18 protein-coding genes and 1 pseudogene are annotated in these 23771 nt (G+C 67.0%); 13 read left to right on the plus strand and 6 right to left on the minus strand.

The genetic code is table 11. The features are described from left to right. Positions 1–38: 38 nt before the first annotated feature. The 3 genes from MBENS4_RS00195 to soxR form a co-directional block, all read right to left on the minus strand. On the minus strand, positions 39–569 hold the full coding sequence (locus MBENS4_RS00195) for an RNA polymerase sigma factor (protein WP_039387949.1): 531 nt from the start codon (positions 567–569) through the stop codon (positions 39–41). An 87-nt stretch (positions 570–656) separates the two neighbouring features. Then, positions 657–3908 carry a glycoside hydrolase family 2 TIM barrel-domain containing protein gene (locus tag MBENS4_RS00200; protein WP_052321895.1) on the minus strand — a complete coding sequence of 1084 codons (3252 nt, stop codon included), beginning with the start codon at positions 3906–3908 and terminating at the stop codon, positions 657–659. 90 nt (positions 3909–3998) lie between these two features. After that, the gene (gene soxR, locus MBENS4_RS00205; RefSeq protein ID WP_039387950.1) at positions 3999–4448 is read right to left on the minus strand and encodes a redox-sensitive transcriptional activator SoxR; all 450 of its coding nucleotides are present in this window, start codon (positions 4446–4448) and stop codon (positions 3999–4001) included. 246 nt (positions 4449–4694) lie between these two features. Here soxR and MBENS4_RS00210 point away from each other — a divergent pair, with 246 nt between their 5' ends. The 3 genes from MBENS4_RS00210 to MBENS4_RS00220 are packed head-to-tail and all read left to right on the plus strand — an operon-like array spanning position 4695 to position 10474. Next, the gene (locus MBENS4_RS00210; protein ID WP_084591894.1) at positions 4695–5909 is read left to right on the plus strand and encodes an efflux RND transporter periplasmic adaptor subunit; all 1215 of its coding nucleotides are present in this window, start codon (positions 4695–4697) and stop codon (positions 5907–5909) included. A 1-nt stretch (position 5910) separates the two neighbouring features. Beyond that, positions 5911–9006: an efflux RND transporter permease subunit gene (locus MBENS4_RS00215; protein WP_039387952.1), complete on the plus strand. Its 3096-nt coding sequence runs from the start codon at positions 5911–5913 to the stop codon at positions 9004–9006. Continuing rightward, positions 8999–10474 (plus strand): efflux transporter outer membrane subunit, encoded by a 1476-nt coding sequence (locus MBENS4_RS00220; RefSeq protein ID WP_052321896.1) that lies wholly within the window; start codon positions 8999–9001, stop codon positions 10472–10474. The genes MBENS4_RS00215 and MBENS4_RS00220 overlap by 8 nt, the downstream gene beginning before the upstream one ends. An 82-nt stretch (positions 10475–10556) precedes the next feature. Here MBENS4_RS00220 and MBENS4_RS00225 read toward each other — a convergent pair whose 3' ends face one another. Continuing rightward, positions 10557–11504 (minus strand): alpha/beta hydrolase, encoded by a 948-nt coding sequence (locus tag MBENS4_RS00225; RefSeq protein ID WP_039387954.1) that lies wholly within the window; start codon positions 11502–11504, stop codon positions 10557–10559. A 119-nt stretch (positions 11505–11623) separates the two neighbouring features. Next, complete coding sequence (locus tag MBENS4_RS00230; RefSeq protein WP_039387956.1) at positions 11624–12070, minus strand: (R)-mandelonitrile lyase; 447 nt, start codon at positions 12068–12070, stop codon at positions 11624–11626. 244 nt (positions 12071–12314) lie between these two features. On the opposite strand from MBENS4_RS00230, the gene MBENS4_RS00235 reads away from it, so the two are divergent. The 9 genes and pseudogenes from MBENS4_RS00235 (at position 12315) to MBENS4_RS00275 (ending at position 21763) form a co-directional block, all read left to right on the plus strand. Continuing rightward, the gene (locus tag MBENS4_RS00235) at positions 12315–12815 is read left to right on the plus strand and encodes a (R)-mandelonitrile lyase (RefSeq protein WP_084591895.1); all 501 of its coding nucleotides are present in this window, start codon (positions 12315–12317) and stop codon (positions 12813–12815) included. Between the two features lie 101 nt (positions 12816–12916). Next, a complete protein-coding gene (locus MBENS4_RS00240; RefSeq protein ID WP_039387958.1) occupies positions 12917–13828 on the plus strand; it encodes a LysR family transcriptional regulator in 912 nt (303 codons plus the stop codon). 133 nt (positions 13829–13961) lie between these two features. Further along, positions 13962–15010: pseudogene (locus tag MBENS4_RS00245) on the plus strand (NAD(P)-dependent alcohol dehydrogenase). Positions 15011–15058: 48 nt separating this feature from the next. Then, positions 15059–15823 (plus strand): SDR family NAD(P)-dependent oxidoreductase, encoded by a 765-nt coding sequence (locus MBENS4_RS00250; protein WP_039387960.1) that lies wholly within the window; start codon positions 15059–15061, stop codon positions 15821–15823. 40 nt (positions 15824–15863) lie between these two features. After that, complete coding sequence (locus tag MBENS4_RS00255) at positions 15864–16097, plus strand: tautomerase family protein (RefSeq protein WP_039387962.1); 234 nt, start codon at positions 15864–15866, stop codon at positions 16095–16097. 122 nt (positions 16098–16219) lie between these two features. After that, entirely contained in the window at positions 16220–16969 is a 750-nt protein-coding gene (locus MBENS4_RS26240; RefSeq protein WP_052321897.1) for a carboxymuconolactone decarboxylase family protein, read from the plus strand. Positions 16970–16977: 8 nt separating this feature from the next. After that, complete coding sequence (locus tag MBENS4_RS00265) at positions 16978–18387, plus strand: MFS transporter (RefSeq protein WP_039387963.1); 1410 nt, start codon at positions 16978–16980, stop codon at positions 18385–18387. Positions 18388–18522: 135 nt separating this feature from the next. Continuing rightward, positions 18523–20094 carry a GH39 family glycosyl hydrolase gene (locus tag MBENS4_RS00270; RefSeq protein WP_340140780.1) on the plus strand — a complete coding sequence of 524 codons (1572 nt, stop codon included), beginning with the start codon at positions 18523–18525 and terminating at the stop codon, positions 20092–20094. Positions 20095–20131: 37 nt separating this feature from the next. Next, positions 20132–21763, plus strand: coding sequence for a family 43 glycosylhydrolase (locus MBENS4_RS00275; RefSeq protein ID WP_039387968.1), 1632 nt, complete (start codon positions 20132–20134; stop codon positions 21761–21763). A 4-nt stretch (positions 21764–21767) separates the two neighbouring features. Here the strand turns inward: MBENS4_RS00275 and MBENS4_RS00280 are convergent, their stop codons facing one another. Further along, on the minus strand, positions 21768–22532 hold the full coding sequence (locus tag MBENS4_RS00280) for an SDR family NAD(P)-dependent oxidoreductase (RefSeq protein WP_039387970.1): 765 nt from the start codon (positions 22530–22532) through the stop codon (positions 21768–21770). Between the two features lie 97 nt (positions 22533–22629). Between MBENS4_RS00280 and MBENS4_RS00285 the strand changes: the two genes are divergently transcribed. Continuing rightward, complete coding sequence (locus MBENS4_RS00285) at positions 22630–23766, plus strand: acyl-CoA dehydrogenase family protein (protein WP_039387972.1); 1137 nt, start codon at positions 22630–22632, stop codon at positions 23764–23766. Positions 23767–23771 lie beyond the last annotated feature (5 nt).

Genomic DNA, 23771 nt, shown 5'->3' on the forward strand with positions numbered 1-23771 from the left:
TCCTTTCATGACGCAGACGGAGACATCGGCCTGCAGCCTCATGGCTCCTCCCCTTCGCCGTGCCGTTTCCATTCCTCGAGCGCACGGTAGGCCTTGCGCAGATCGCCCTCGACCGTGCTGAGACCGATACCGACTTCGCGGGCCACGTCCTTTTGCGCCATGCCCTCCACCCGGTGGAGGCGGAACACCCGGGCGACCCGCGCGCCAAGGCCATCAAGCATCGCCAGCACGCGCGCGGCTTCGCGTGCGGCAAAGACCTCGCGCTCGGCCGAGGGCTGCGGCGAGGCCTGCCCGGTCAGCGTCTGCGCCGCGCTCCATTCGCGCTCGCGCGCCTGGGCCTTCTGCTGCGAGCGATAGCGGTCGATCATCAACGAGTTGGCGACCGAATGCAGGTAAGCCAAGGGTGCCGCCACCGGCCCGCTGTCGCGCGCGCTCACGCGTAGCCAGACCTCGTGCAGGAGGTCCTCGGCCGCCTCGCCCGCGCCACGCGCGCGCAGGAAGCGCAGCAAGGTCTCGCGGTGCGCAAGGAAAGCGGCCTCTAGGCCCGATGGCGGCGTGGTCTCAGACATCCCGGTTCATTCGTTCACATCGCCTGATGTGCTAGACGCTAACCCTGACAAGGGAAAGCACCAAGGCCCTGCCCGCTCCATTCGGGGTCACCTGTCGCCGCCCGGACGAGCCCCCACAGAGGGCTCGTCCTTGGTGGGAGAAAGGCGGATGGTGAACGTCGTCGGTTCCACCTTCGGGCGGTAGCGGGGGAGCGGCTTGCCCTCCTCACTCCACTGCGTGTCGCCGCCCAGCCCCCACTGCGCCGCATCGACCAGTAACGTGCCGTGATCGTGGGGCCGGATATCGCTCGACTTCCAGGTGCCGGGCGCGCGGCGGTAGAGATCGGAATAGGGGAATGCGAGCGCGTTCATCATCAGCGGCCGGTCGCCCGCGACGCGCAGGGCCCGCCCGGCTCCGCTCAGCGTCATCCAGCGCACGTCGGTCTTGTTGCCGGTCTCCTGCGGGCGAATGTAGTCGTGGTCCTGGTCGGCAAGCGCGCCGCGCCACAGGCCGATCGGGGCCGAATTCTTGCGATCGACATAGCTTTCGTGCGGCCCGCGCCCGTACCACTCCACCGTATCGAGTTCCTCGGGCAGCGCGAACTTCACGCCGATGCGGAAGGGCGGCGGCAGGTCCTTTGCGACCGGCTCGAAATGGGCCGCCAGGCGTACGCTTCCGTCCCCGGACATACGGTAGCGGTTGGTAAAGGTTGCCTGCCCCTCACCCAGCGTGAACGTGACGGCCACCTCTCGTGCGCCGTCCTTCGCCGGTTCGATGCGCAGGTCCGAGACGGTCCGCGACTCGCTCAGGGTCTTCCAGACGGCGAGCTGATCTGCGGTGCGCGTACCGACATTGCTGTCGGTCAGCGCGCGCCAGAAATAGGGCTCGCCCCCTGTGGCGAGCGCCTTGCCCTTCGCATCGAAGCTGCGGATAAGGCCGGTCTTGCGGCTGATCGCGAGCGAACTGCCCGCAGCCGAGAGGATAACCTCTCCGCCTTCGTCCGACAGGGACACCGCGCCCGAAGCCTCCTGCGGCAAGGACGGGACCGCACTGTCCAGCGCAAACTGTTCGAAGGCCATGACCTGCCCCGCCTCGACCAGCGGGATCTGCCCCTCGCCCGCCTTCGCCTCCACGGTCACGAAATATTCCGCGTCCGCCTTGCGCGGGTACGTGCCGAGATCGAGCGCCATTGTCCCACTCGCCCGCGCGGCAACGTCGGGCGCAGTCAGATCGCCGGTCGCGACGGCCACGCCGTTCTCCTGCAAGGTCCAGGTGAAGCGGTAGCCGGAGAGACCGGCGAAGTCCTGCCGGTTGTGGACCCTCAGCGTGCCCTCCGACAGGTCGATGTCGGAGAAGGCCACCGGCGCGTAGACCTTGCGCAGTTCGTACAAGGCCGGGTTGGGCGTGCGGTCGGACTGGATGATCCCGTCGCCGAACTCGATGTCGCCGCCCGGGTTGGGGCCGTACTCGCTGCCATCGGCCCAATAGCGCGTGCCATCCTTGGTCGTGCCGAACATCGACTGGTCCACCCAGTCCCAGATAAAGCCCCCCTGCAAGGTTTCGGGGTGGGCGTGGATCGTGTCCCAATACTCGGTCAGGTTGCCCCCCGAATTGCCCATCATGTGCGCGTATTCGCACTGGATCATGGGCTGGCCGTAGGACCAGTTGGTCGCGTAGTCGGCCATCTTCGCGGCCGGATCGTACATCGGCGCATAGATATCCGCATACCAGTTGGGGCGGTGATCGCCGAAGGGCAGCGGCCCCCAGCCCAGATAGCTGATGAGACGGCTCGGATCGCGTTCTCGCGTGGCCTTGGCCGCCTCCTCGAAGGTCGGGCCGATACCCGCCTCGTTGCCCAAGGACCAGAACAGGATCGAGGGGTGGTTCTTGTCACGCTCGACCATGTTCGAGACGCGCGCGAGGTGCGCCGCCTTCCAGGCCGGGTCGAAGCCGATCTGGTACTTGGCGCGCTCCTCGGGATGGCGGTTGCCATAGTCCATGTACTGGTGGCTCTCGATGTTGGCCTCGTCCATGACGTAGAGGCCGTAGCGGTCCGCCAGCTCGTAGATGTAGGGATCGTTGGGGTAGTGCGCGGCGCGGATGGCGTTGACGTTGTTCGCCTTCATCAGCTCGACGTCGCGTTCCATCGAGGCGCGCGAGATGACGTGGAACGTTTCGGGATCGTGCTCGTGGCGGTTCACGCCCTTGATCGTGATCGGCTTGCCGTTGACCGCAACCTGGCCGTTGCGCACCTCGACCGTGCGGAAGCCGATGCGGGTCGGCGTGGCCTGGAGAATCGCGCCGCGACCATCGTAGAGTTCAACGAGCAGCGTGTAGAGGTTAGGCGTCTCCGCGCTCCAGCGGCGCACGTCCGGGACCTCGCCCGTCAGCGTAACCCGCTGCTCGGCATCCGTTTTTGCGAGCTTCACCTCGCGCGTCAGCACCGTCTGTTCGCCGTCGAGCAGCGTGATCCGCGCGCGCGCCGCGGCGCCCGGCGTCAAGGCGAGGTCCACGGCCAGTTCGCCGGTGCGGTAGGCAGCGTCGAGCCCGGCATGCGCGAAGACGTCGCGCACCCGGCGCGTGGGCACCGCCTTCAGGTAGACCGACCGCTCGATCCCCGAGACGCGCCAGAAGTCCTGATCTTCCAGGTAGGAGCCATCCGACCAGCGGAAGACCTGGATCGCGATGGTGTTGGCTCCCGGCTTCAGCGCGGAGGTGACGTCAAACTCGGAAGGCAGCTTGCTGTCCTGCGCATAGCCCATCTTCTGCCCGTTCACCCACACGTAGTAGGCCGAGCCGGCCGCCCCGATGTGCAGGATAACCTGCTCGTCCCCACTCCAGCTTTGCGGGAGGGTGAAGTCACGCCGGTAGGAGCCCACCGGGTTGGTCTCGTGCGGGATCAGCGGACGGTTGGCCGGGAAGGGATAGATCCAGTTGTTGTAGCGCGCCTGCCCAAACCCTTCGGCCTGCCAGTCCGCGGGCACGGCAATGTCGCTCCAGCTCGACACATCGAAGCCGGGGCGCTCGAAGCCTTCGGGGAGCGCATCGGCGCTGGGCGAGAAGGCGAACTTCCAGGTTCCATCCAGGCTGAGATAGCGGTTCGAACCTTGCGGATCGCCTTCGAGCGCTCTGGCGCGGCTTTCATAGGGAAAACCCGTAGAACTGGCCGGAAGCGTCCCTTGCGCGAAGACCGCCGGATTCTCCCAGTCGGGGCGCGAAGGATCGACCTGCACGGCCTGCACCTGAAGATCCGCCCCGCCCGCAGGCGCGCCCGCCAGAAGCGTGGCCAGAGCAGCCAGGCCTACGCCCGTCCCACCGCGGCGCGCCGTTGTCTTCGCGCGAACGCCCTCTCCCATCATATGCAATCCTGTCCCGTTCCTTCTTTCGCACAGCGGCGCTCTGGCCGCCTCGCGCGTTTCCTTCTGTCGTGCCCAAAGGCACTCTCGCGTCTATTGCGGTGTCGTGAGCAATTGTGGCCCTGCGCCTTCATCTCCCAGAACGTCGTCGGGGTTGCGTAACGGACAATCTTTCAAGGAAAGACAGCCACATCCGATGCAGGAGCCAAGCTGGTCACGCAATTGGGTCAGCGCCGTGATCCGCTCGTCCAACATCGCGTGCCAGTCCTGACTGATCCGCGCCCATTCGTCCACCGTGATCGGCGTTGCGGGAAAACGGTCGAGGTGCTGCTTGATGATCGAGAGCGAGACCCCGGCCTTCTGTGCGACCCGGATTATCGCGATCCGGCGCAAGGTGGCTCGGGCATAGCGCCGCTGGTTGCCGCCTGTGCGCCAGCCCTCGATCAAGTTCTTCTTTTCGTAGAAATGGATCGTGGACACCGCGACACCGCTGCGGCGGGCCAACTCCCCGACGCTTAGCGATTTTTCCCGATTGACCGGCATCGTCCCAACCTCTCCACTTGCATTCGCTGCAAGAGGCAGCGGTCCGTGCGATCCACGAAGTGCCACAGATAGTGCTTGACCTCAACCATTGTTGAGGTTGTACGTGAAGTGTCGGATCGCCCCACAAGGGGCACCAGTCAGCGCAACTCAAGCGTCCGGAGCCGACATGAATTCTTCGCCTGCAAACCTGCCGAAAACCTGGGAAAGGTCGGCCCCTGTCCCGACCGCCCACATGGGGAGGCCGGCATGAGCGAATCGCAAAACGGCCCCGAGACGCAGACGCAAGCGCAAGGCCCGCACACCGCGAGCACCTCGCCGCGCCGCACGCGGACCATCCTCGTCACCGTGCTCGTGCTGGTGGTGCTCATGGCCGCACTTTATGGCTGGCGGACCTGGCGCATGGGCGGCGGCGCGGGCTGGCCGCAACAGGCAACGCCCGTCACCGCGACCATCCTTGCCGCACGCACCGTTCCCGATACGATGGACGTCGTCGGCTCGCTCAGCGCGGTGCGCGAGGTCACGCTGGCGCCGGAAACGAGCGGGCGCGTCTCGGGTCTTCACTTCCGTGCCGGGCAGCACGTGGGCACCAATGCCCTGATCGTCCAGCTCTATGACGGCCCGGAAAAGGCCGATCTTGCCGCCGCCCGCGCCCGCGCGGACTTTGCCGCGCTTCAGCTCAAACGCTCGGAAGAACTGGCACCGACAGGCGCAGAGCCGCGCGAAGTGCTCCAGCAGCGCCGCGCCGAACTGGCGCAGGCCCGCGCCGAGGTCAGCCAGATCGAAGCGCGCCTGCGCCAGAAGCAGGTGCGCGCGCCCTTTCCCGGCAAGCTCGGCATTCGCCGCGTGAACCCGGGCCAGTACATGAACCCGGGCGATCCGGTCGCCACGCTGACCGCGCTCGACCGGCTCTACGTCGACTTCACCCTGCCCCAGCAGGACATGGGGCGCCTTGGCGACGGGGCCAGCCTGACGCTGACCAGCGATGCCTGGCCCGGCCGCACCTTTACCGCGCGCATCTCCACCATCGAGCCGCAGGTGAGCAAGGACACGCGCAACGTGACCGCGCAGGCCGTGCTCGCCAATCCCGATGGCGCGCTGCGCCCGGGCATGTACGTCTCGGTCGCGTTGAAACTGGGGGAACAGGACGACGCGCTCGTCCTTCCCGTCACCGCGATCCAGACTTCGGCGCAGGGCGACAGCGTGATCGTCGTGCGCGGAAAGAACGCACGCAAGGGCGGCAAGGCCGAGATCGTGCCTGTCACCACCGGCCGCCGCATGGGCGACGAGGTGGTCGTGACCGGCAAGCTTGCCCCCGGCGACGTCGTTGTTGCGCAAGGCCAGCTGCGCGTGCAGCCGGGCAGCGAGGTGACCGTCGCGCAGCTGATCGGCAGCGAGGCCGCCAAGGCCCCCAAGGCCGCGGTCCCGGCCAAGGCCGACAGCGCCGATGCAGGAGCGCGGTAAGATGCGCTTTACCGACCTGTTCATCCGCCGCCCCATCGCGGCCATCGTGGTCAGCCTGCTGATCCTGCTGGTGGGCATCTCCGCCGTTTTCGGGCTGCAGATCCGTCAGTACCCGCGCATGGAAAGCGCCACGATCACCATCGACACCCAGCTTCCCGGCGCCACGCAGGACGTCATGCAGGGCTTCGTCACCACCCCCATCGCCCAGGAGATCGCAACCGCCAGCGGGATCGAGTACCTCTCCTCCACCTCGACCTCGGGCAAGAGTCATATCGCGGCCAAGCTGGTGCTGAACGCGGACGCCGACCGCTCGATGACCGAGATCCTCTCCAAGGTGCAGCAGGTGAAGTACCGCCTGCCCGAAGGGGCCTTCGACCCGGTCATTTCCAAGATCACCGACGGCGCCTCCGCGGTGCAGTACATCAGCTTCACCAGCCCGACGATGGCGCCTTCGCAGATCAACGACTTCGTGACCCGCGTTGCACGCCCGCTGCTGACATCGGTCCCGGGCGTCGCCTCGGTCGAGATCAACGGCGGCGCGCCGCTGGCCATGCGCATCTGGGTCGATCCCGACAAGCTCGCCGGGCGCGGCATGACGGCGGGCGACATTGCGACGGCCCTGCGCGCCAACAACGTCCAGGCCGCCCCCGGCCAGCTCAAGGGCAGCGCAACGGCCATCAACATCACCGCCGAGACCGATCTGCGCAGCGCGGCCTCGTTCCGCGACATGGTGGTCAAGACAGGGCCGGATGGCATCGTGCGCCTGGGCGACGTCGCCACGGTCGAACTGGGCGGCCAGAACTACGACGATGCCGCGATGGGGGCGGGCAAGGATGCGATCCTGCTGCCGATCTCACCCACGCCCGACGGCAACCCGCTCGAGATCGTCGATGCCGTCAACGAACTCCTGCCCCAGCTCGAGCGCATGGCGCCTCCGGGTCTGGAGATCAAATCGATGTTCGACCGCGCCCGCTTCGTCGATGCCTCGATCGAGGAAGTCGAGCACACTCTGGTCGAAGCCGTCATCATCGTCATCGTCGTCATCTTCCTGTTCCTCGGCACCTTCCGGGCCGTCATCATCCCCATCGTCACCATTCCGCTCTCGCTGCTGGGAACAGCCGCGCTGATGCTGCTCTTCGGGTTTTCGCTCAACCTCCTCACCCTTCTTGCGATGGTCCTTGCCATCGGCCTTGTGGTCGATGACGCCATCGTCGTGGTCGAGAACATCCACCGCCACATCGAGGAAGGTCTCTCCCCCATCAACGCGGCGCTGCAAGGCGCGCGCGAGATCGTGGGCCCGGTCATCGCCATGACCATCACCCTTGCCGCCGTCTATGCGCCCATCGGGCTCATGGGCGGCCTTACCGGCGCGCTCTTTCGCGAGTTCGCCTTTACCCTCGCCGGATCGGTGATCGTATCGGGCGTCGTGGCCCTGACGCTCTCGCCGATTATGAGCAGCCGCCTCCTGCACAACAGGATGGGCGAGAGCCGCCTCGAAAAGACCATCGAGCGTTCGATGCACGGCCTCACCCACCGCTACGAGCGGCTGCTCGGCAAGACGCTGGTCAACCGCGCGGCGGTCCTTGTCGCGGGCGGGGCGATCCTGGCCGCAAGCGTCGTCTTCTTCCTCGGCACCAAGCGCGAACTCGCGCCGCCCGAGGACATGGGCTACGTCTTCGTCCAGACCAAGGCGCCGCAGTACGCCAGCGTCGATTACACCGTGCGCTTCTCCAAAGAGGTCGAAGCCCTGTTCCACGACCTGCCCGAGTTCGACGGGAGCTTCTACGCCATGGGCGGCGCGCAAGGCGCCAACATCGGCTTTGGCGGCATCATCCTCTCGCCCTGGGCCGAGCGCACGCGCACCGCCGAGGACGTGCAGCAGGAACTGGCGGGCAAGACCGCCGGTGTCACCGGCGTCACCTCCACCGTCTTCCAGGACAGCCCCTTGCCCGCGGGCAGCGGCGGCCTGCCGGTGCAGATGGTGATCCGCTCGCCCGATGACTTCGCGGCGATCAACCGCACGCTTGACCAGCTCAAGGGCGCGGCCTGGCAGAGCGGCCTGTTCGCCTTCGTCGATGCCGACCTCGCCTTCGACAGCCAGCAGGCGCACATCACCGTGGACCGCGACAAGGCGGGCGACATGGGCATCCCCATGTCGGAAATCGCCGACACACTGGCGCTGATGGTGGGCGAGAACTACGTCAACCGCTTCAACTGGCACGACCGCTCCTACGACGTGATCACGCAAGTTCCGCGCGGCGAGCGCGCCACCCCCGGCGATCTCGGCGGCTACTACGTGCGCGCAGGGTCAGGCGATCTTGTCCCCCTCTCCACCGTCGCCAAGGTCGAGATCGAGCCCCAGCCCAACCTCCTGCCCCAGTTCAACCAGATGAACTCGGCCACGATGTCGGCCGTGCTCATGCCCGGTGTAACGATGGGCCAGGCGGTCGCCTTCCTCCAGGCGCAGGACCTGCCCGAGGGCACCAGCGTCGACTGGCTCTCGAACAGCCGCCAGTACGTCCAGGAGGGCAACCAGCTGACGGTCTCCTTCGCCTTTGCACTGGTCGTCATCTTCCTGGTGCTCGCCGCCCAGTTCGAGAGCTTCCGCGATCCGCTGGTGATCCTCGTCACCGTGCCGCTCGCGATCTCGGGGGCGCTTCTGCCGCTGTTCCTGGGCTTTGCCACGCTCAACATCTACACGCAGATCGGCCTTGTCACCCTGATCGGGCTCATCACCAAGCACGGCATCCTGATGGTGTCCTTCGCCAACCAGATGCAGCGCGATGAAGGCTGGAGCCGCCACGAGGCTATCGCCCATGCCGCCGCAGTGCGTATGCGCCCGGTGCTGATGACGACCGCGGCGATGGTGGCGGGCCTCGTGCCCCTGCTCTTCGCCTCGGGCGCAGGTGCGGCCAGCCGCTTTGCCATCGGCATCGTGGTGGTCATGGGCATGCTCATCGGCACGCTCTTCACGCTCTTCGTTCTTCCCACCATCTACACGCTGCTGGCGGGCGATCACCGCGCCCACGCGCCGGAGGACGAGGACGCCTCCGAAACCGACGCCGCCACGCGTGAAGGGAGCCTTTCCCATGCCTGACACCCCCACCCCGCCCCGGCGTAGCGGGAGACGCCTCGCGGCTCTCCTCGCGCCCCTTCTGGTTGGTGCCTGCGCCGTTGGACCGGACTATACCGCTCCCGTGACGCCGCCCCGCGCTGAAGGGGATTTCGTCACCACCGATGCCCGCTTCGATGCCGCAGCCCCGCTGCCCGACGACTGGTGGTACCTTTACAAGGACCCTGTCCTCGACGCCCTGGTCGAACAGGCGCTGGCCGCCAATACGGACTTGCGCGTGGCCAACGCCAACCTGGCCCGCGCGCAGGCCGTCCTTTCCGAGAGCCGAGCCGCACGGCTCCCCACCACCAACCTCAATGGCGGCCTCTCCTGGGGCGATGCCGTGCAGTTCGGTGGTGGAGGCCAGGGGGGCGGAGGCGGCCAGGGCGGCGGCGGCTTTGCGAACCTGGGCGAAACGCAAGTCACCACCAACGCCAACGCCAGCCTTGCCTGGGAGGCGGACCTGTTCGGCCGCGTGTCCCGCTCCATCGAGGCCGCGCGCGCGGATGCCGCCGCCATTGAGGCCGCGCGCGACGGCGTACGCGTGCTGGTCGCGGCCGAAACCACCCGCGCCTATCTCCAGGCCTGCACGCAAGGGCAGGGACTGGAGGTCGCTCGCCAGTCGGTCGAGACCACGCGGCGCACGCTTGAACTGACGCAGGCGCTGGAGCGCGCGGGCTCGGTGGGCAAGGCGGACGTGGAGCGCGCCGGGAGCGCCCACGCGTCTGCACGCGCCGCGCTTCCCACTATCGAGGCCGGGCGGCGCGTCGCACTGTTCGAGCTGGCGGCCCTACTGGGCCAGACCCCGGATACCGTCCCTCAGGCAGCGCGGTCCTGTTCCGCCCCCCCATCCCCCGGGGCCGCGCTACCGGTCGGCGACGGCGCCGCGCTTCTGCGGCGCCGTCCCGACTTGCGCGAAGCCGAACGCAACCTGGCGGCCGAGACCGCGCGGATCGGTGTCGCCACCGCCGATCTCTATCCGCGCATCTCGCTGGGCGGCTCGGGCAATTTCCTGCGCAACGACATGATCAAGGGAAGCGACTCGTTCTCCTTCGGTCTTGGCCCTCTGATCAGTTGGACCTTCCCCGACTTCGGCGCAGCCCATGCCCGGATCCGGCAGGCCGAAGCGCAGACCGATGCCGCGCTCGCGCAGTTTGACGGGCAGGTCCTGACCGCGCTCAAGGAAGTCGAGCAGGGCCTCTCGCGCGTAGCTGGCGGCGAAGCCCAGATGGCGGATCTGGACGAGGCCGAGACCCGTGCCGAACGTGCCTGGCAGTTGACGCAGCAACGTCAGCGGGCGGGATCCTCCTCGGCGCTGGACGTGCTGGCCGCGCAAGCCGATCTTCTCGCCGCGCGCCGCGCCGTGGTGGAGGCCCGCGCGCAGCTCGCCTCGGACCGGGTCGATCTGTTCAAGGCGCTGGGCGGGGGCTGGCAGACGCCGCCCGCCTCCTGATCCGCCTACCGTCTCACACACGAAAAGGGCCGCTCCCTCATCGGGAAGCGGCCCTTTCTTCCATGCGCTGCGCGCGGGAGACTTACTTCAGGTTGTCGTTGAAGAAGCTCTCGATCGCATCGAAGGGGATCACGTCGGTCTTGTCGTAGAGGTCGACGTGGTTGGCGCCCGGGACGACATGAAGTTTGATATTGTCGTCGTTCGCCACGTCCTCGCTGAAGTAAGCCGAGTGCGCGACTTCACCGATGACCAGGAGCGCCTTGCGCGGCGCGATCCAGTCGATCTTGTCGAGCAGCGGGAAGTTCATGAACGAGGGACCGCTGGTCATCGTGAACTGCGCGATCGAGTTGGGGTGATAACCGCGCGGACGCGAGTAGAATTCCCCGAACTCGGTGCCGACCGGGTTGTTCTCCGGATCGAGTTCAAGCAGCGCGCCGCGCGGGGTCAGCGTGGCGGGTTCGCCCTCGAACTCGGCGTAGCGGTGCTCGGCGATCTGGGCGAGCTGGGCCTTGCGGTCCTCTTCGCTCAGCGAACCGCCGAAGCCCTCGGCGTGCATGCGCGAGATGTCATACATGCTGGCCGTCGCGATGGCCTTGATGCGCGGGTCGACCGAGGCGGCGCTCAGTGCAAAACCGCCGCTGCCACAGATGCCGAGCGCGCCGATCTTCTCGCGGTCCACGAATTCACGCGTGCCCAGGAAGTCGACCGCCGCGTGGAAATCTTCCACGAACACGTCGGGCGAGGACAGGTGGCGGGTCTCACCGCCGCTATAGCCGTTGTACGAAGGATCGAAGGTTAGCACCACGAAGCCGCGCTGGGCGAGTTCGTTCGCGTAGACGCCCGGGCCCTGCTCCTTCACGCCGCCATAGGGCGCGCCGATGACCAGCGCCGGGGCAGGCACGGTCTCGTCGAAATCGACGGCAGTGTAGAGATCGGCCGAGATCGTGATGCCATAGCGCGTCAGGTAGCTGACGGGCGTGCGCACGACGTTGTCGCTGAGTTCAAAAATATAGTTGTCGGCGAGTGCCATGGGAAATTCCTTATGCTGGTCGGGGCGGGCGCACACCGGCCTGTGCGGTCTTCGTGCGCGCCCTGCCATTCAGCCCCGGTGCGACCCGAGGGGCTGTCGAGAAACGGGATCGTGCCGGATCAGTCCTTCTTGACCGGACCCGACAGGTATTCCTCGTCCGAAACCGCTTCCATCCAGGTCACCGGGGTGCCGTCGATGGCTTCGGTGATGGCGATGTGCTGCATGTAGGTGGTGTCGGTGGCGCCGTGCCAGTGGCGCTTGCCGCAGTTGCACCACACGGTGTCGCCCGCGCGGATCTCGGTCTTTTCACCGCCTTCGCACTTGTGCCAGCCCACGCCCTGCGTGACGACCAGCGTCTGGCCAGCCGGGTGGGTGTGCCAGTTGGTGCGTGCGCCCGGCTCGAAGTTGACGATTGCAAAACCGGCGCGGGCGGGCGCGGGCGGATTGAAGATGCGGTCGATGCGCACGGTGCCGGTGAAGGTCTGCTCGGGGCCCTTGATCGCTTCGGCCGTGCCGTTGCGAAGGATAACGGCGTCCTGCTTGGTGAGGTCGTTCGTGTCGCTCATGATATATGCTCCTGCATTCAATAGCAGGCGAAACGCCCGCCATCCCGGAATGGCTCCCATGTGCGCCCTCCACCGCCGCTCGACAATGGCCTCGTCCCTACACACAGTGTTGAGTTGAACTCATGGACCTGAGAGGGAACTGCTGCGTTAGAGGGGCATCGCGCAAGGTCCGACGCGCCCGTTTCGCGGGTGGAGACCCGGCCACCGCGCACCCTTGACGCACCACACTTCAGGAGACTGCCCCATGTCGAAATTCGCCCTCGCCGCCGCCCTCGCCGGAGCGGGCCTTGCCTGCAGCGCCTCTGCGATCAGCGCACAGGACAAGGGTCAGGACGCCGACCAGGTCGTGGTCAGCCAGTCCGAAGTGGAAGGGACCACCCCGCCCGCCGACTACTTCACTGGCAAGGTGTACCTCTACATGCTGACCAAGCCGACCGCGCCCGGCCAGGCGGGCACGGCGCTCGTCACCTTCACCCCCGGCGCGCGCACCAACTGGCACTCGCACCCGGCCGGTCAGACCTTCTACGTCACCCAGGGCTGCGGCTGGACCCAGGCCGAAGGCCAGGCGCCGCAGCGCGTATGCGCGGGCGACATGGCCTACGTGAAGCCGGGCGTGCGCCACTGGCACGGCGCGACCGCGAACGAGGCCATGTCGCATATCGCCATCACCGAGTCGCTCAACGGCAAGAACGTGGAGTGGCAGGAGCCGGTCACCGACGCCCAGTTCACCGGCCCCGCCAACTGACCCCCTCGCCAAGAGCACACCGCAGCCGTTGCGCGGGGAAGGAAGCTCTCTCCTCCCTCGCGCCGGTTGCGGTATCGCACGCAAGGGCTCATTAGGGGCCCATGTCCATAAGTCGCACCGACATCGCCGATTTCTCCTACTTCCTCGCGATTGCCCGCCACGGCAGTTTCCGGAAAGCCGCCCTCGAGATCGGCGTCAGCCCTTCGGCGCTCAGCCATTCGTTGCGCGGGCTTGAAGAACGCCTCGGCGTTCGGCTCCTCAACCGCACCAACCGTTCGGTCACCCTGACCTCGGCCGGCGAGGAACTGCGCGAGGCGATCAGCGACCCCTTCGCCCGGATCGACCAGGCGCGCGATGCGCTCAACCGCTTTCGCGATACGCCCACCGGGCGCATCCGCCTCAACGTCGCGGCCGATGCCGCGGCCCTGCTCCTGTCTCCGGTGATCCCGGTGTTCATGGAGCGCTACCCCGATGTCGAGGTCGACATCGTCGCCTCCAACCGCATGGTCGATGTCGTTGCTTCGGGTTTCGATGCCGGGATCCGCTACGGCGGGACCGTGCCCGAGGACATGATCGCCCAGCGCCTCTCGCCCGACATCCGCTGGATCGTCGCCGCAGCGCCCGCCTATCTGGAGCGCTTCGGCACCCCGCAGGACCCGGAGGAACTGAAGGAACACCGCTGCCTCGGCGTACGGCTGGGCGATGACCGTATCTACCGCTGGGAGTTCATGGGCCGTGATGGCGAGGAATTCGACATCGCCGTCCCCGGCCAGATCACCGTCGATGAAAGCCGCTCGATGGTCTCCATTGCCATTGGCGGAGGCGGCCTGATGTACGGGCCCGAACCCGTTGTCGCCCCCTTCATCGCCAATGGCCAGTTGCAGACCGTGCTCGACGACTGGGCGACCAACGGTCCGGGCTTCCAGATCTACTATCCCAGCCGCCGCCAGGTGCCGACAGGGCTGCGCCTGCTGATCGAACTTGTCCGCGAGATGGCCCCGCTCGGCCTCTGAGAGCTGCAAGTGCGTTCCCGGGCCATGGATGAAAATGGCTCAACGCTCCATCGAACACGCGGCGGCTAATCGCAAAGCCTCCCCTGTCCTATCTGGAGAAGCGAACCACCGCTATCCAGCATAGGACACCGATATGACCAAGGCTTACGGCGCTACCGCTGCCGATCGTCCGCTCGAGGAAATGACCATCACGCGCCGCACGCCCGGCGCGAACGACGTTGCCATCGCCATCGATTATTGCGGCGTGTGCCACTCGGACCTGCACACCGTGCGCGGCGAATGGGGCGGCACGCTGTTCCCCTGCGTGCCCGGCCACGAGATCGTCGGCCGCGTCACCGCCGTGGGTACCGACGTCACGGCCTTCAAGGAAGGGACGTGGTGGGCGTGGGCTGCATGGTCGACAGCTGCCAGCATTGCCATCCGTGCGAACAGGGCCTCGAGCAGTTCTGCGAGAACGGCATGACGCCCACCTACAACGGCGACTGCGAGGAAGCTCCGGGGCACACGCTGGGCGGCTATTCGCAGGACATCGTCGTCAACGACAAGTTCGTGCTCAAGATCACCCATCCCACCGAACAGCTCGCCGCCGTCGCGCCGCTGCTGTGCGCCGGTATCACCACCTATTCGCCGCTGCGCCACTGGAAGGCGGGCCCGGGCAAGAAGGTCGGCATCGTCGGTATCGGCGGTCTTGGCCATGTCGCGGTCAAGCTCGCCAAGGCGATGGGCGCGCACGTCGTCGCCTTCACGACCTCGGAAAGCAAGCGCGAGGACGCGCTGAAGCTGGGCGCAGACGAGGTCGTCGTCTCGCGCAATGCCGGTGAGATGGCCGCGCACCGGGGCAGCTTCGACTTCATCCTCGACACCGTCGCCGCGCCGCACAAGCTGGACGACTACACCGGCCTCCTGACCCTCGACGGCACGCTGACCCTCGTCGGCCTGCCCGACAGCCCGCACCCCTCGCCCAACATCGGCTACCTCATCATGGGCCGCCGCTCGATTGCCGGCTCGCTCATCGGCGGCATTCCCGAGACCCAGGAAATGCTCGACTTCTGTGCCGAGCACGGGATCACCGCGGACATCGAGATGATCCGCGCCGACGGCATCGACGAGGCCTACGAGCGCATGAAGCGTTCGGACGTGAAGTACCGCTTCGTGATCGACATCGCGACGATGGACGCCTGAGCCCAACCGGCCCGTCCTCTTCCCCATTCCATTTCAGGAGTACCTGCCATGAACCCCACTTATGATTTCTCCGGCCAGGTTGCCCTCGTCACCGGCGCGGCCTCCGGCATGGGCCTTGCCGCCGCCGAGGCCTACGCCAAGGCGGGCGCCTCGGTCGCCATGCTCGACAACCGCGCCGACGTCCTTGCCGAAGCGGCCAAGGGCCTTTCGGACAAGGGCTTCACCGTCCTTCCCATCACCTGCAATGTTCTCGAGGCCACAGAGGTCGAGGCGGCTGTAGCCAAGACCGTGGAAACCTACGGCCGTCTCGACATGGCCTTCAACAACGCCGGGATCCAGAGCGATGTCGCCGACCTGGCCGAAACCTCGGTCGAGGCCTTCGACCACATGACCGGCATCAACCTTCGCGGCGTGTTCCTCGCCATGAAGTACGAGCTGGCGCAGATGAAGAAGCAGGGTTCGGGCGCCATCGTGAACAACTCCTCGCTCGGCGGCTTCGTCGGCGTTCCGGGCCGTTCGACCTACCACGCGGCCAAGCATGGCGTGCATGGCCTGACCAAGACGGCCGGGCTTGAATATGCCGCGCAGGGCATCCGCGTGAACGCGGTTGCGCCGGGCATCATCAACACCCCGATGGTCGCCGAGATGATGGAGCGCGAGAACGCTGTCGATGGCATGATGCGCGACGTCCCGATCGACCGTCTGGGCACCGCCGAGGAAGTTGCGAACGCCGTCATGTGGCTCTCGAGCCCCGGCGCCAGCTTCGTGGTCGGCCACGTGATCGCCGTCGACGGCGGCTACGTCGCCCGCTGATTGGCGCCAACGACAACCTGACGAGAAGAGGACACGTCCCATGCCCCACGTCGCGATCAAGATGTACCCGGGCCATAACGATGCCGAAAAGCAGGACCTGGCCGACCGCATCACCGCCCTCATCGCCGAAACCCTCGGTCATGGCGCGCACTCGGTCTCGGTCGGGATCGAGGACGTGTCCCCTTCGAAATGGATGAACAGTGTCTACGCGCCGGAAATCCAGGCGAAGGAAAAGACGCTGTTCAAGCGCCCCGGTTACGGCCCCCTGGCCTGAGCCGGACGAGCGCCGACGGGACGATGAACGCATCTCATCGTCCCGTCGCATTATCCTCACGCTGGCACGCGGGAGCCTTGAGGGGTGTCAGTCGTCATTCCATTACGATATTGGAGAAGACAATGAACAAGCACATCCTCGCCGCGGCCGCAGCCGTCGCCATGCCCGGAGCCGCTTCGGCCGCCGAATCGGTCGCGCCCGACTACATGCAGCGCGCCGCCCCCGCGCTTGCCCGCTACACCGACAACGTCCTGTTCGGCGATGTCTGGAAGCGCGAAGAGCTCTCGCCGCGCGACCGCAGCGTGGTGACCCTCTCGGTCCTCGTCTCGACCGGCAAGAGCGCGCAGATCCGCCCGCACCTCGAACGCGCGCTCGACAATGGCGTCACGCCCGCCGAGATCGGCGGCCTCATTACCCAGCTTGCCTTCTACTCGGGCTGGCCCAATGCGGTCTCGGCCGTCCAGATCGCCGACGAGGTGTTCCAGGAGCGCGGTATCGAGGCCTCGGCCATCCAGCCCGCGACAACCCCGCTCAACGACAAGCCCGCCAACGATGGCCAGCGCGAGAACGCGGTCAACAACGGCGTGGGCCAGATCGCCCCGACGCTCGGCGAGATGACCAACGAGGTGCTCTTCGACGAACTCTGGCTGCGCCAGGACCTGGCCCCGCGTGACCGCAGCCTCGTGACCATCGTCGCACTGACCGCCAGCGGCGATGCCGACCAGCTTGGCTTCCACCTCCAGCGCGGGATCGAGAACGGTCTCACCAAGGCGGAACTTGGTGCGGCCATGGGCCATCTGGCCTTCTACGCGGGTTGGCCCAAGGCCTTCTCGGGCGCGACCGCGCTCGGCAAGCTTGGCAACGGCAACTGATCGCCTGAATGACCAGCACCAGTTCCCCCGAAGCGCACCGGGACGCGGGCGCGCAGCGTGAAGCCACGCAGGCGCTCACCATCGTCTCGCTCGCAACGGCTCTGGTGCTGGTCGTTTTCACACTCCCCCTCACAACCCTCGCCGCAACTTCCGAGGCGCTCGGCGCAGGCGCGGGCGCGCAGGCCTGGATCCTGAGCGCCATGCCGCTGGGCTGCGCCATCGGCCTCCTTCCCGGCGGCGCACTCGCCGACGATTACGGGCGCAAGCGCGTGTTCGTGGCGGGCCTGGCCATCATGGGGGCTACGCTCGCCGCAGGAGGCCTGGCAACTGGCCCCATCCCGCTCATCCTCCTGCGCGTGGCCCAGGGCATGGGAGGTTCAGGGATCATGGCCGCCGGGCTCGGCCTCCTGGCCCAGAGCTTTCCCGACCCCACCCGCCGCCGCCACGCCACCGGCATCTGGGCGATGGCGCTGGGCGCGGGCGTCGCAGCAGGGCCCCTGCTCGCCGCCGCGCTCGAAGTCCTGGGTGGCTGGGCCGTGGTCTATCTCGTCGAAGGCATTATCTCGCTCACCCTCGCGGCTGCCGCGCACCGTATCCTGCGCGAATCCCACGCCGGAACGCCGCGCCCGCTCGACCTTGGCGGCACCGTCACGCTGGGCGGAGGCATCGCCTCCCTGCTCGCGGCGATGACACAGGCCCGCGGAGCCAATTCCGGCACGCTCGTCGTGGGCCTGATTGCTTTGGGCCTGATCCTTCTCACCGCCTTCGTCCTGATCGAGAAGCGCCGGTCCGTGCCCATGCTCGATCTCGACCTGTTCCGCCGCCCCGACTTCACCGGAGCGACCCTCGGAGCCTATTTCTCGGGCGCGGGCGTGCTGGGCCTGATGTCGGTGAGCGCCACCGTGCTCGAGCGCGCCTACGGCCTCTCGCCCGTGATCGGCGCGCTGGTCCTCATGGCCTGGTCCGCAACCAGTTCGGTGACCGCCATGGGCGCGCGCTACCTGCCCGAAAGCGCCTCCCCGCCCCGCGTCATCGTCGCCGGGCTTCTGGCTTGCGGGATCGGCCAGTTCGCCACCGGCTTTGCCGACGAGATGGGCGGGGTCATCGGCTTCATCCCCGGGATGCTGCTTGCGGGTGCGGCCAACGGCTACCTCAACGCCGCGCTTGGCCAGCAGGCCATCGCCAGCGTCCCGCCGCGCGATGCGGCCATCGGCAGCGGTGCGAACAACACCGCGCGCTATCTCGGCTCGGCGACCGGCCTTACCCTTGTCGCGCTGATGATTGCGAATGCGCCGGGCGGTGACATCCTTGTCGGGTGGCGCCAGGCCGCCATCGTTTCGGCCGGACTTTCGGTCCTGGGCGCGGCCCTGTGCCTTGTCACCCTGCGCCAGCGCCGCCAGGAGCCCGAGCCAGGCTGACATCCCGCCCCCGCGGCACCAGGCCTTCGGACGAGAACGCTATCAACGCTGCGCGCCTACTCTGTGCGGGAAGAGGCTTGCGCCATAAAATGATTGCGCTAACAGTAGCCCGACAAGAAGACATGGGAGCGGGTAGTGAAAAGCGCGATATCAGCGGGCATGGCCCTTGTTCTGGGCGGAACATCGCTGGCGGCCAGCGCCGCGACCGACAGCGCCGTGCGCCACATCAGCATAGACGCAGCCAGGACGACAGGACCAATGAACCGGTTCGCCACGCAATCGGTCGGCTCGGACTTTCCCGGAACGCTCATCCGCCCCGACAGCCAGGCCCAGCTCCAGACCGTCTCGGACGAACTGGGCTTTCGCTACATTCGCTTCCACGACATCTTCCACGATACGCTGGGCACGGTGAAGGAGGTCGACGGGAAGATCGTCTACGACTGGACCGGGATCGACCGGCTCTACGATGCGCTGCTGGCCAAGAACATCCGCCCCTTCGTCGAACTGGGCTGGACCCCTGCGGTGATGCGCACCTCCGATCTCCAGCTGTTCTACTGGAAGGGCAACACCTCGCATCCCCAGCCCGACAAGTGGCACGATCTGGTCCACGCCTTCGTCACACACCTGCGTGACCGCTACGGCGCGGCCGAAGTGCGCCGCTGGTATTTCGAACTGTGGAACGAGCCCAACCTCGACGGGTTCTGGGAGAACGCCGACCGCGACGCCTACTTCGGCCTCTACGCCGACACCGCGCGCACCATCAAGGCGATCGACCCGGCCCTGCGCGTCGGTGGTCCGGCGACGGCAGGCGCGGCCTGGGTGCCCGAATTCCTGTCCTATGCCCAGGCCAACGGCCTCCCGGTCGATTTCGTCGCGACCCACAGCTACGGCGTGGAAGGCGGCTTCCTCGACGAAGAGGGCAAGCAGGACACCAAGCTTTCGGACAAGCCCGACGCGGTCATTTCCGATGTCCTCAACGTGCGCGAACAGATCGAGGCCTCCGCCTTTCCGGGAATCCCGCTCTTCTTCACCGAATGGAGCACGAGCTACACGCCGCGCGACTTCGTGCACGACAGCTACATCTCGGCCCCCTACATCCTCTCGCGCCTCAAGGGCACGCAAGGCGCGGTTCAGGGCATGAGCTACTGGGCCTATACCGACCTCTTCGAGGAACCGGGCCCGCCGCCCACCCCCTTCCACGGCGGCTTTGGCCTGATGAACAAGGACGGCATCCGCAAGCCTGCCTGGTTCACCTACAAGTACCTGAACGCCCTTCGCGGCGACGCCATCGAGGTCACGGACACGCAGAGCTTCGTTGCGCGCGATGGACAGAATGTGTCCGCCGTGATCTGGGACTGGCAGCAGCCCGAACAGAAGGTCAGCAACAAGCCCTTCTTCACCCGCCTGGTACCGACAGCGAAGAGCCGCCCGGTCGAGCTGCATTTCGAACACCTGCGCCCCGGCACCTACCACCTCCAGGTCCACCGCACCGGCTATCGCCGCAACGACCCGCTCTCGCTCTACATCGACATGGGCATGCCCGAGGCCCTCGATGCCGACCAGATGGCGCAGATGCAGGCCGAAACCGCCGACCGGCCCGAGAGCGACCGCGTCGTCAGCGTGGCGCAGGATGGCACGCTTGACCTTTTGCTTCCCATGCGCCGCAACGACGTGACCCTCGTCACGCTCGCGCCCGCCACCAATTGATGCGCCGCGTGCGCCTGCCTCTTTCGGAGACCCTCTCGTGACCCTTTCCCGCCGCAGTCTGTTCAAGGGCACCGCCGCCAGCGCCGTGGCCGCCTCCGCCGTGCCGCTCGCGGCAAAGAGCCTCGCGCAGATGCCCGAAGGCTGGAGCACGGGCGTGAACGGCCAGCGCAAGGCCGATCTTGGCAACGGCTACTTCCGCAACCCCATCGTAGCGGGCGATCACCCCGATCCCTCGATCCTGAAGGACGGGGACGTCTACTACATGACGTTCTCCTCCTTCGATTCCTATCCCGGGCTCGTCATCTGGCGCTCGACCGACCTCGTCAACTGGGCGCCTGTCGGCCCGGCGCTCCACACCAACATCGGCACCGTCTGGGCGGTCGACATCTGCAAGCACGACGGGCGCTACTACATCTACATTCCCGCCGCGCCCGCAGGAAAGCCCTGGGGCATCTACGCGATCTGGGCGGACAAGATCGAAGGGCCGTGGAGCGAGCCGGTCGACCTCCAGATCCCCGGCTGCATTGATCCTGGCCACATCGTGGGCGAGGACGGCAAGCGCTATCTGTTCGTCAACGGCATCCGCAAGGTGCGCCTCACTGACGATGGTCTCGCCACCGACGGCGAGGTCGAGCCCGCCTACGATCCCTGGCGCTTCCCCGAGGATTGGATCACCGAGAACTTCGCCCCCGAAGGCCCCAAGCTGCTGCGCCGGGGCGAGTGGTTCTACATCGTCACCGCCGTGGGCGGTACGGCGGGCCCCGTAACCGGCCACATGGTCATCACCGCGCGCTCGCGCTCGGTCCATGGCCCCTGGGAGCACTGCCCGCACAACCCCATCGTGCGCACTACCAGCGTCAACGAACCGTGGTGGTCGCGCGGCCACGCCACGCTCGTCGAAGGCCCCTCGGGCGACTGGTGGATGGTCTACCACGGCTACGAGAACGCGATGTACACGCTGGGCCGCCAGACCCTGCTTGAGCCTATCCGCTGGACGCAGGATGGCTGGTTCGAGGCGATTGGCGGCGATCTCTCGCTCCCACTCCCGATCCCTGCCGGTGGCACGCGTTCGGCTTCGGCCCCGGCACTTTCGGATGACTTCGCCTTGGACCGCATGGGCACGCAGTGGTCCTTCCACGCCCCCAAGACCGAGGACGGGAAGCGCGCCGCCTATCGCGGCTCCAGCCTCGAGATCGCGGCGCGCGGGTCGTCGCCTGCCGATTCCAGCCCGCTCACCTGCACCGTCCCGGACCGCAGCTACGAGGCCGAAATCTCGCTCGACCTCCTCGATCCGGCCGCCGAGGCGGGCCTCATCCTGTTCTACAACGACAAGGCCTTCGCAGGCCTGGGCTTCACCGCTGAAGCCCTCAAGCTCTTCGAGTATTCGCAGGAGTTGGAATGGGCGGCCATTCCCCTGTCCACGCGCACGCTGCGGCTTCGCCTGACCAACGTCGAGAACGTGATCACCTGGCACTATTCCACCGACGACGGGGCGAACTGGCAGCGCCACGGTACGCGCATGGAAGTCTCGGGCATGCACCACAATGTCTTTGGTGGCTTCCTCGCGCTACGCATCGGCATCTACGCGGCGGGCGAAGGCTCGGTGCGCCTCCGCAACTTCACCTACAAGGGCCTTACCGCCCCCACCAACAAGGTGATCCAGACCTGACTTCTCACAGCGTCTGGCCGTCGTCGATGCGGATGTCGGCGCCGGTGATGCAGCGGCTCTCGGCCGAGAGCAGGTGGAGCAATGTCGTATCGAGAGCGTCCTCGTCCATCAGGCGTCGGCGCGGCATCGCTGTCACCTGCCGCTGGCCCGCCTCGGTCTCGAACCAGTCTCCGGCCAGTTCCGAGGCGAAGTAGCCCGGCGAGATCACGTTCACGTTGGGGCCGGTGCGCACCCATTCGTTGGCCAGCAACCGCCCGAGGTGGCTCACCGCCGCCTTCGAGGCGCTGTAGGCGACAAGACCGCTCCCCTGCGTCTGCGCGGTGATGGAGGAGACCAGGACGATCCGGCCATCCTGCGCGCAGCCCGCCGCGACCATGCGCCGGGCGGCCTCACGCGCCGTCAGGAAAGCCCCGCGCACATTGACCGCGAAGACGGCATCGAAGTCCTCGACGCCCAGGTCCAGCACCTTTCCGCTCCGGTTCATCCCCGCGTTGACGAGCACCGAGTTGACAGAGCCGAAGTGCGCCTCGATCCGATCGAAGGCCGCGATGAGATCCTCTTCGCGCGCGACGTCTCCGGCCACCGCCAGGGCGACGCCTCCCTTCTCACCAATTTCGGCCACCACGCGCGCAAGCGCTTCCTTACGCCGGGCCAGCAGCGCGACCTTCGCCCCGCGCCGCGCGGCCATGCGCGCGACATGCGCGCCGAGCCCGGAGGAGGCGCCCGTGACCAGAAACGTACGTCCTTCCATGCCGCGTTCGGATGCCATCACAACTCTCCCCTCCTGCCGCCCCGACAATATTACTTGCTTGATTAAATAATCATCTGCAGGGTGCGCACTGTCAATACGACAGGAAGGAAGCGACATGGATTTCGAGCTGACAGAGGAACAGTCCATCCTGAAGGACACGCTGCGGCGCTACCTCCAGGACCAGCACGATTTCGAAGCGCGCGGCCACGCCCTGCGCGATCCCCTGCGCGCCCGCCCGCTGTGGGACGGACTTGCCCAAATGGGCCTCATGGGCGCCCCCTTTGCCGAAGAGGTCGGGGGCTTTGGCGGAGGCCCCGTCGAGGCGATGATCGTGCAGGAGGCCCTGGGCGAAGCGCTCGTCTGCGCCCCCTGGAGCGAAACCGTGATCCTGTGCGGCCGCCTGCTCGAAGCCATCGCCACACCTGCCAGCCTCCAGCTTCTTGCAGACCTCGTTTCCGGACAGGCGCGCCCGGCGCTCGCGCACTGGGAACCGCAGGCCCGCAACGGCCTGCACCATGTTGCCACGACCGCCAGGCCCGATAACCAGGGCTGGCGCCTCGACGGAGGCAAGGCGCTCGCCATTGGCGCGCAGGATGCGTCCCACCTTCTCGTCACCGCGCGCACGTCGGGCGCCGTGCGCGATGCAGCCGGGATATCACTCTTCTGCATTTCCATCGACACGCCTGGCTTGGGCTTGCGGCCTCTGCGGATGATCGACGACCGCGCCGCGTGCGATGTCTCCCTTGCAGGAGTCCTGGTGCCGAACACAGCCCTTCTCGGCGCCCCCGACGCGGCGGCTCCGGCCCTGTATCTCGCGGACGGGGACCTGCGCGCCGGTCTTCTCGCACAGGGAGCCGGGATCGTGCGCCGCATGTACGAGGACACCGTGGCGTATACCCGCCAGCGCCACCAGTTCGGCCAGCCCCTCGCCCGCTTCCAGGCGCTGCAACACCGCCTAGTCGACATGCTGATGCAGGTGGAAATGGCGCAATCGGCAAGCCATCTTGCCACGCTGAGCCTGACCGCGCCTCCCGTAGAGCGCCGCGCCGCGATCGAGGCCGCGACGATCGTGACCCACGAGGCACTGCGCTTCGTCGGTGAGAACGCGGTGCAGCTTCACGGTGCGATGGGCCTGACCGACGAACTGGCTGTCAGCCACTACTTTCGCCGCGCCACGGCTCTCGTCCAGCAGCTGGGCTCGCACGACCACGCGGTGTCGGCCTACGCCCGGACCTTGAAGGCCGCCGCTTAGGCCGC

It is taken from the genome of Novosphingobium sp. MBES04 (genome assembly GCF_000813185.1).
Taxonomy (GTDB): domain Bacteria; phylum Pseudomonadota; class Alphaproteobacteria; order Sphingomonadales; family Sphingomonadaceae; genus Novosphingobium; species Novosphingobium decolorationis.

What these genes read in the sequence shown, in the direction of transcription:
- MBENS4_RS00195 (WP_039387949.1), bottom strand. Translation starts at nt 569, where the DNA reads ATGTCTGAGACCACGCCGCCATCGGGCCTAGAGGCCGCTTTCCTTGCG.
- MBENS4_RS00200 (WP_052321895.1), bottom strand. Translation starts at nt 3,908, where the DNA reads ATGATGGGAGAGGGCGTTCGCGCGAAGACAACGGCGCGCCGCGGTGGG.
- soxR (WP_039387950.1), bottom strand. Translation starts at nt 4,448, where the DNA reads ATGCCGGTCAATCGGGAAAAATCGCTAAGCGTCGGGGAGTTGGCCCGC.
- MBENS4_RS00210 (WP_084591894.1), top strand. Translation starts at nt 4,695, where the DNA reads ATGAGCGAATCGCAAAACGGCCCCGAGACGCAGACGCAAGCGCAAGGC.
- MBENS4_RS00215 (WP_039387952.1), top strand. Translation starts at nt 5,911, where the DNA reads ATGCGCTTTACCGACCTGTTCATCCGCCGCCCCATCGCGGCCATCGTG.
- MBENS4_RS00220 (WP_052321896.1), top strand. Translation starts at nt 8,999, where the DNA reads ATGCCTGACACCCCCACCCCGCCCCGGCGTAGCGGGAGACGCCTCGCG.
- MBENS4_RS00225 (WP_039387954.1), bottom strand. Translation starts at nt 11,504, where the DNA reads ATGGCACTCGCCGACAACTATATTTTTGAACTCAGCGACAACGTCGTG.
- MBENS4_RS00230 (WP_039387956.1), bottom strand. Translation starts at nt 12,070, where the DNA reads ATGAGCGACACGAACGACCTCACCAAGCAGGACGCCGTTATCCTTCGC.
- MBENS4_RS00235 (WP_084591895.1), top strand. Translation starts at nt 12,315, where the DNA reads ATGTCGAAATTCGCCCTCGCCGCCGCCCTCGCCGGAGCGGGCCTTGCC.
- MBENS4_RS00240 (WP_039387958.1), top strand. Translation starts at nt 12,917, where the DNA reads ATGTCCATAAGTCGCACCGACATCGCCGATTTCTCCTACTTCCTCGCG.
- MBENS4_RS00250 (WP_039387960.1), top strand. Translation starts at nt 15,059, where the DNA reads ATGAACCCCACTTATGATTTCTCCGGCCAGGTTGCCCTCGTCACCGGC.
- MBENS4_RS00255 (WP_039387962.1), top strand. Translation starts at nt 15,864, where the DNA reads ATGCCCCACGTCGCGATCAAGATGTACCCGGGCCATAACGATGCCGAA.
- MBENS4_RS26240 (WP_052321897.1), top strand. Translation starts at nt 16,220, where the DNA reads ATGAACAAGCACATCCTCGCCGCGGCCGCAGCCGTCGCCATGCCCGGA.
- MBENS4_RS00265 (WP_039387963.1), top strand. Translation starts at nt 16,978, where the DNA reads ATGACCAGCACCAGTTCCCCCGAAGCGCACCGGGACGCGGGCGCGCAG.
- MBENS4_RS00280 (WP_039387970.1), bottom strand. Translation starts at nt 22,532, where the DNA reads ATGGCATCCGAACGCGGCATGGAAGGACGTACGTTTCTGGTCACGGGC.
- MBENS4_RS00285 (WP_039387972.1), top strand. Translation starts at nt 22,630, where the DNA reads ATGGATTTCGAGCTGACAGAGGAACAGTCCATCCTGAAGGACACGCTG.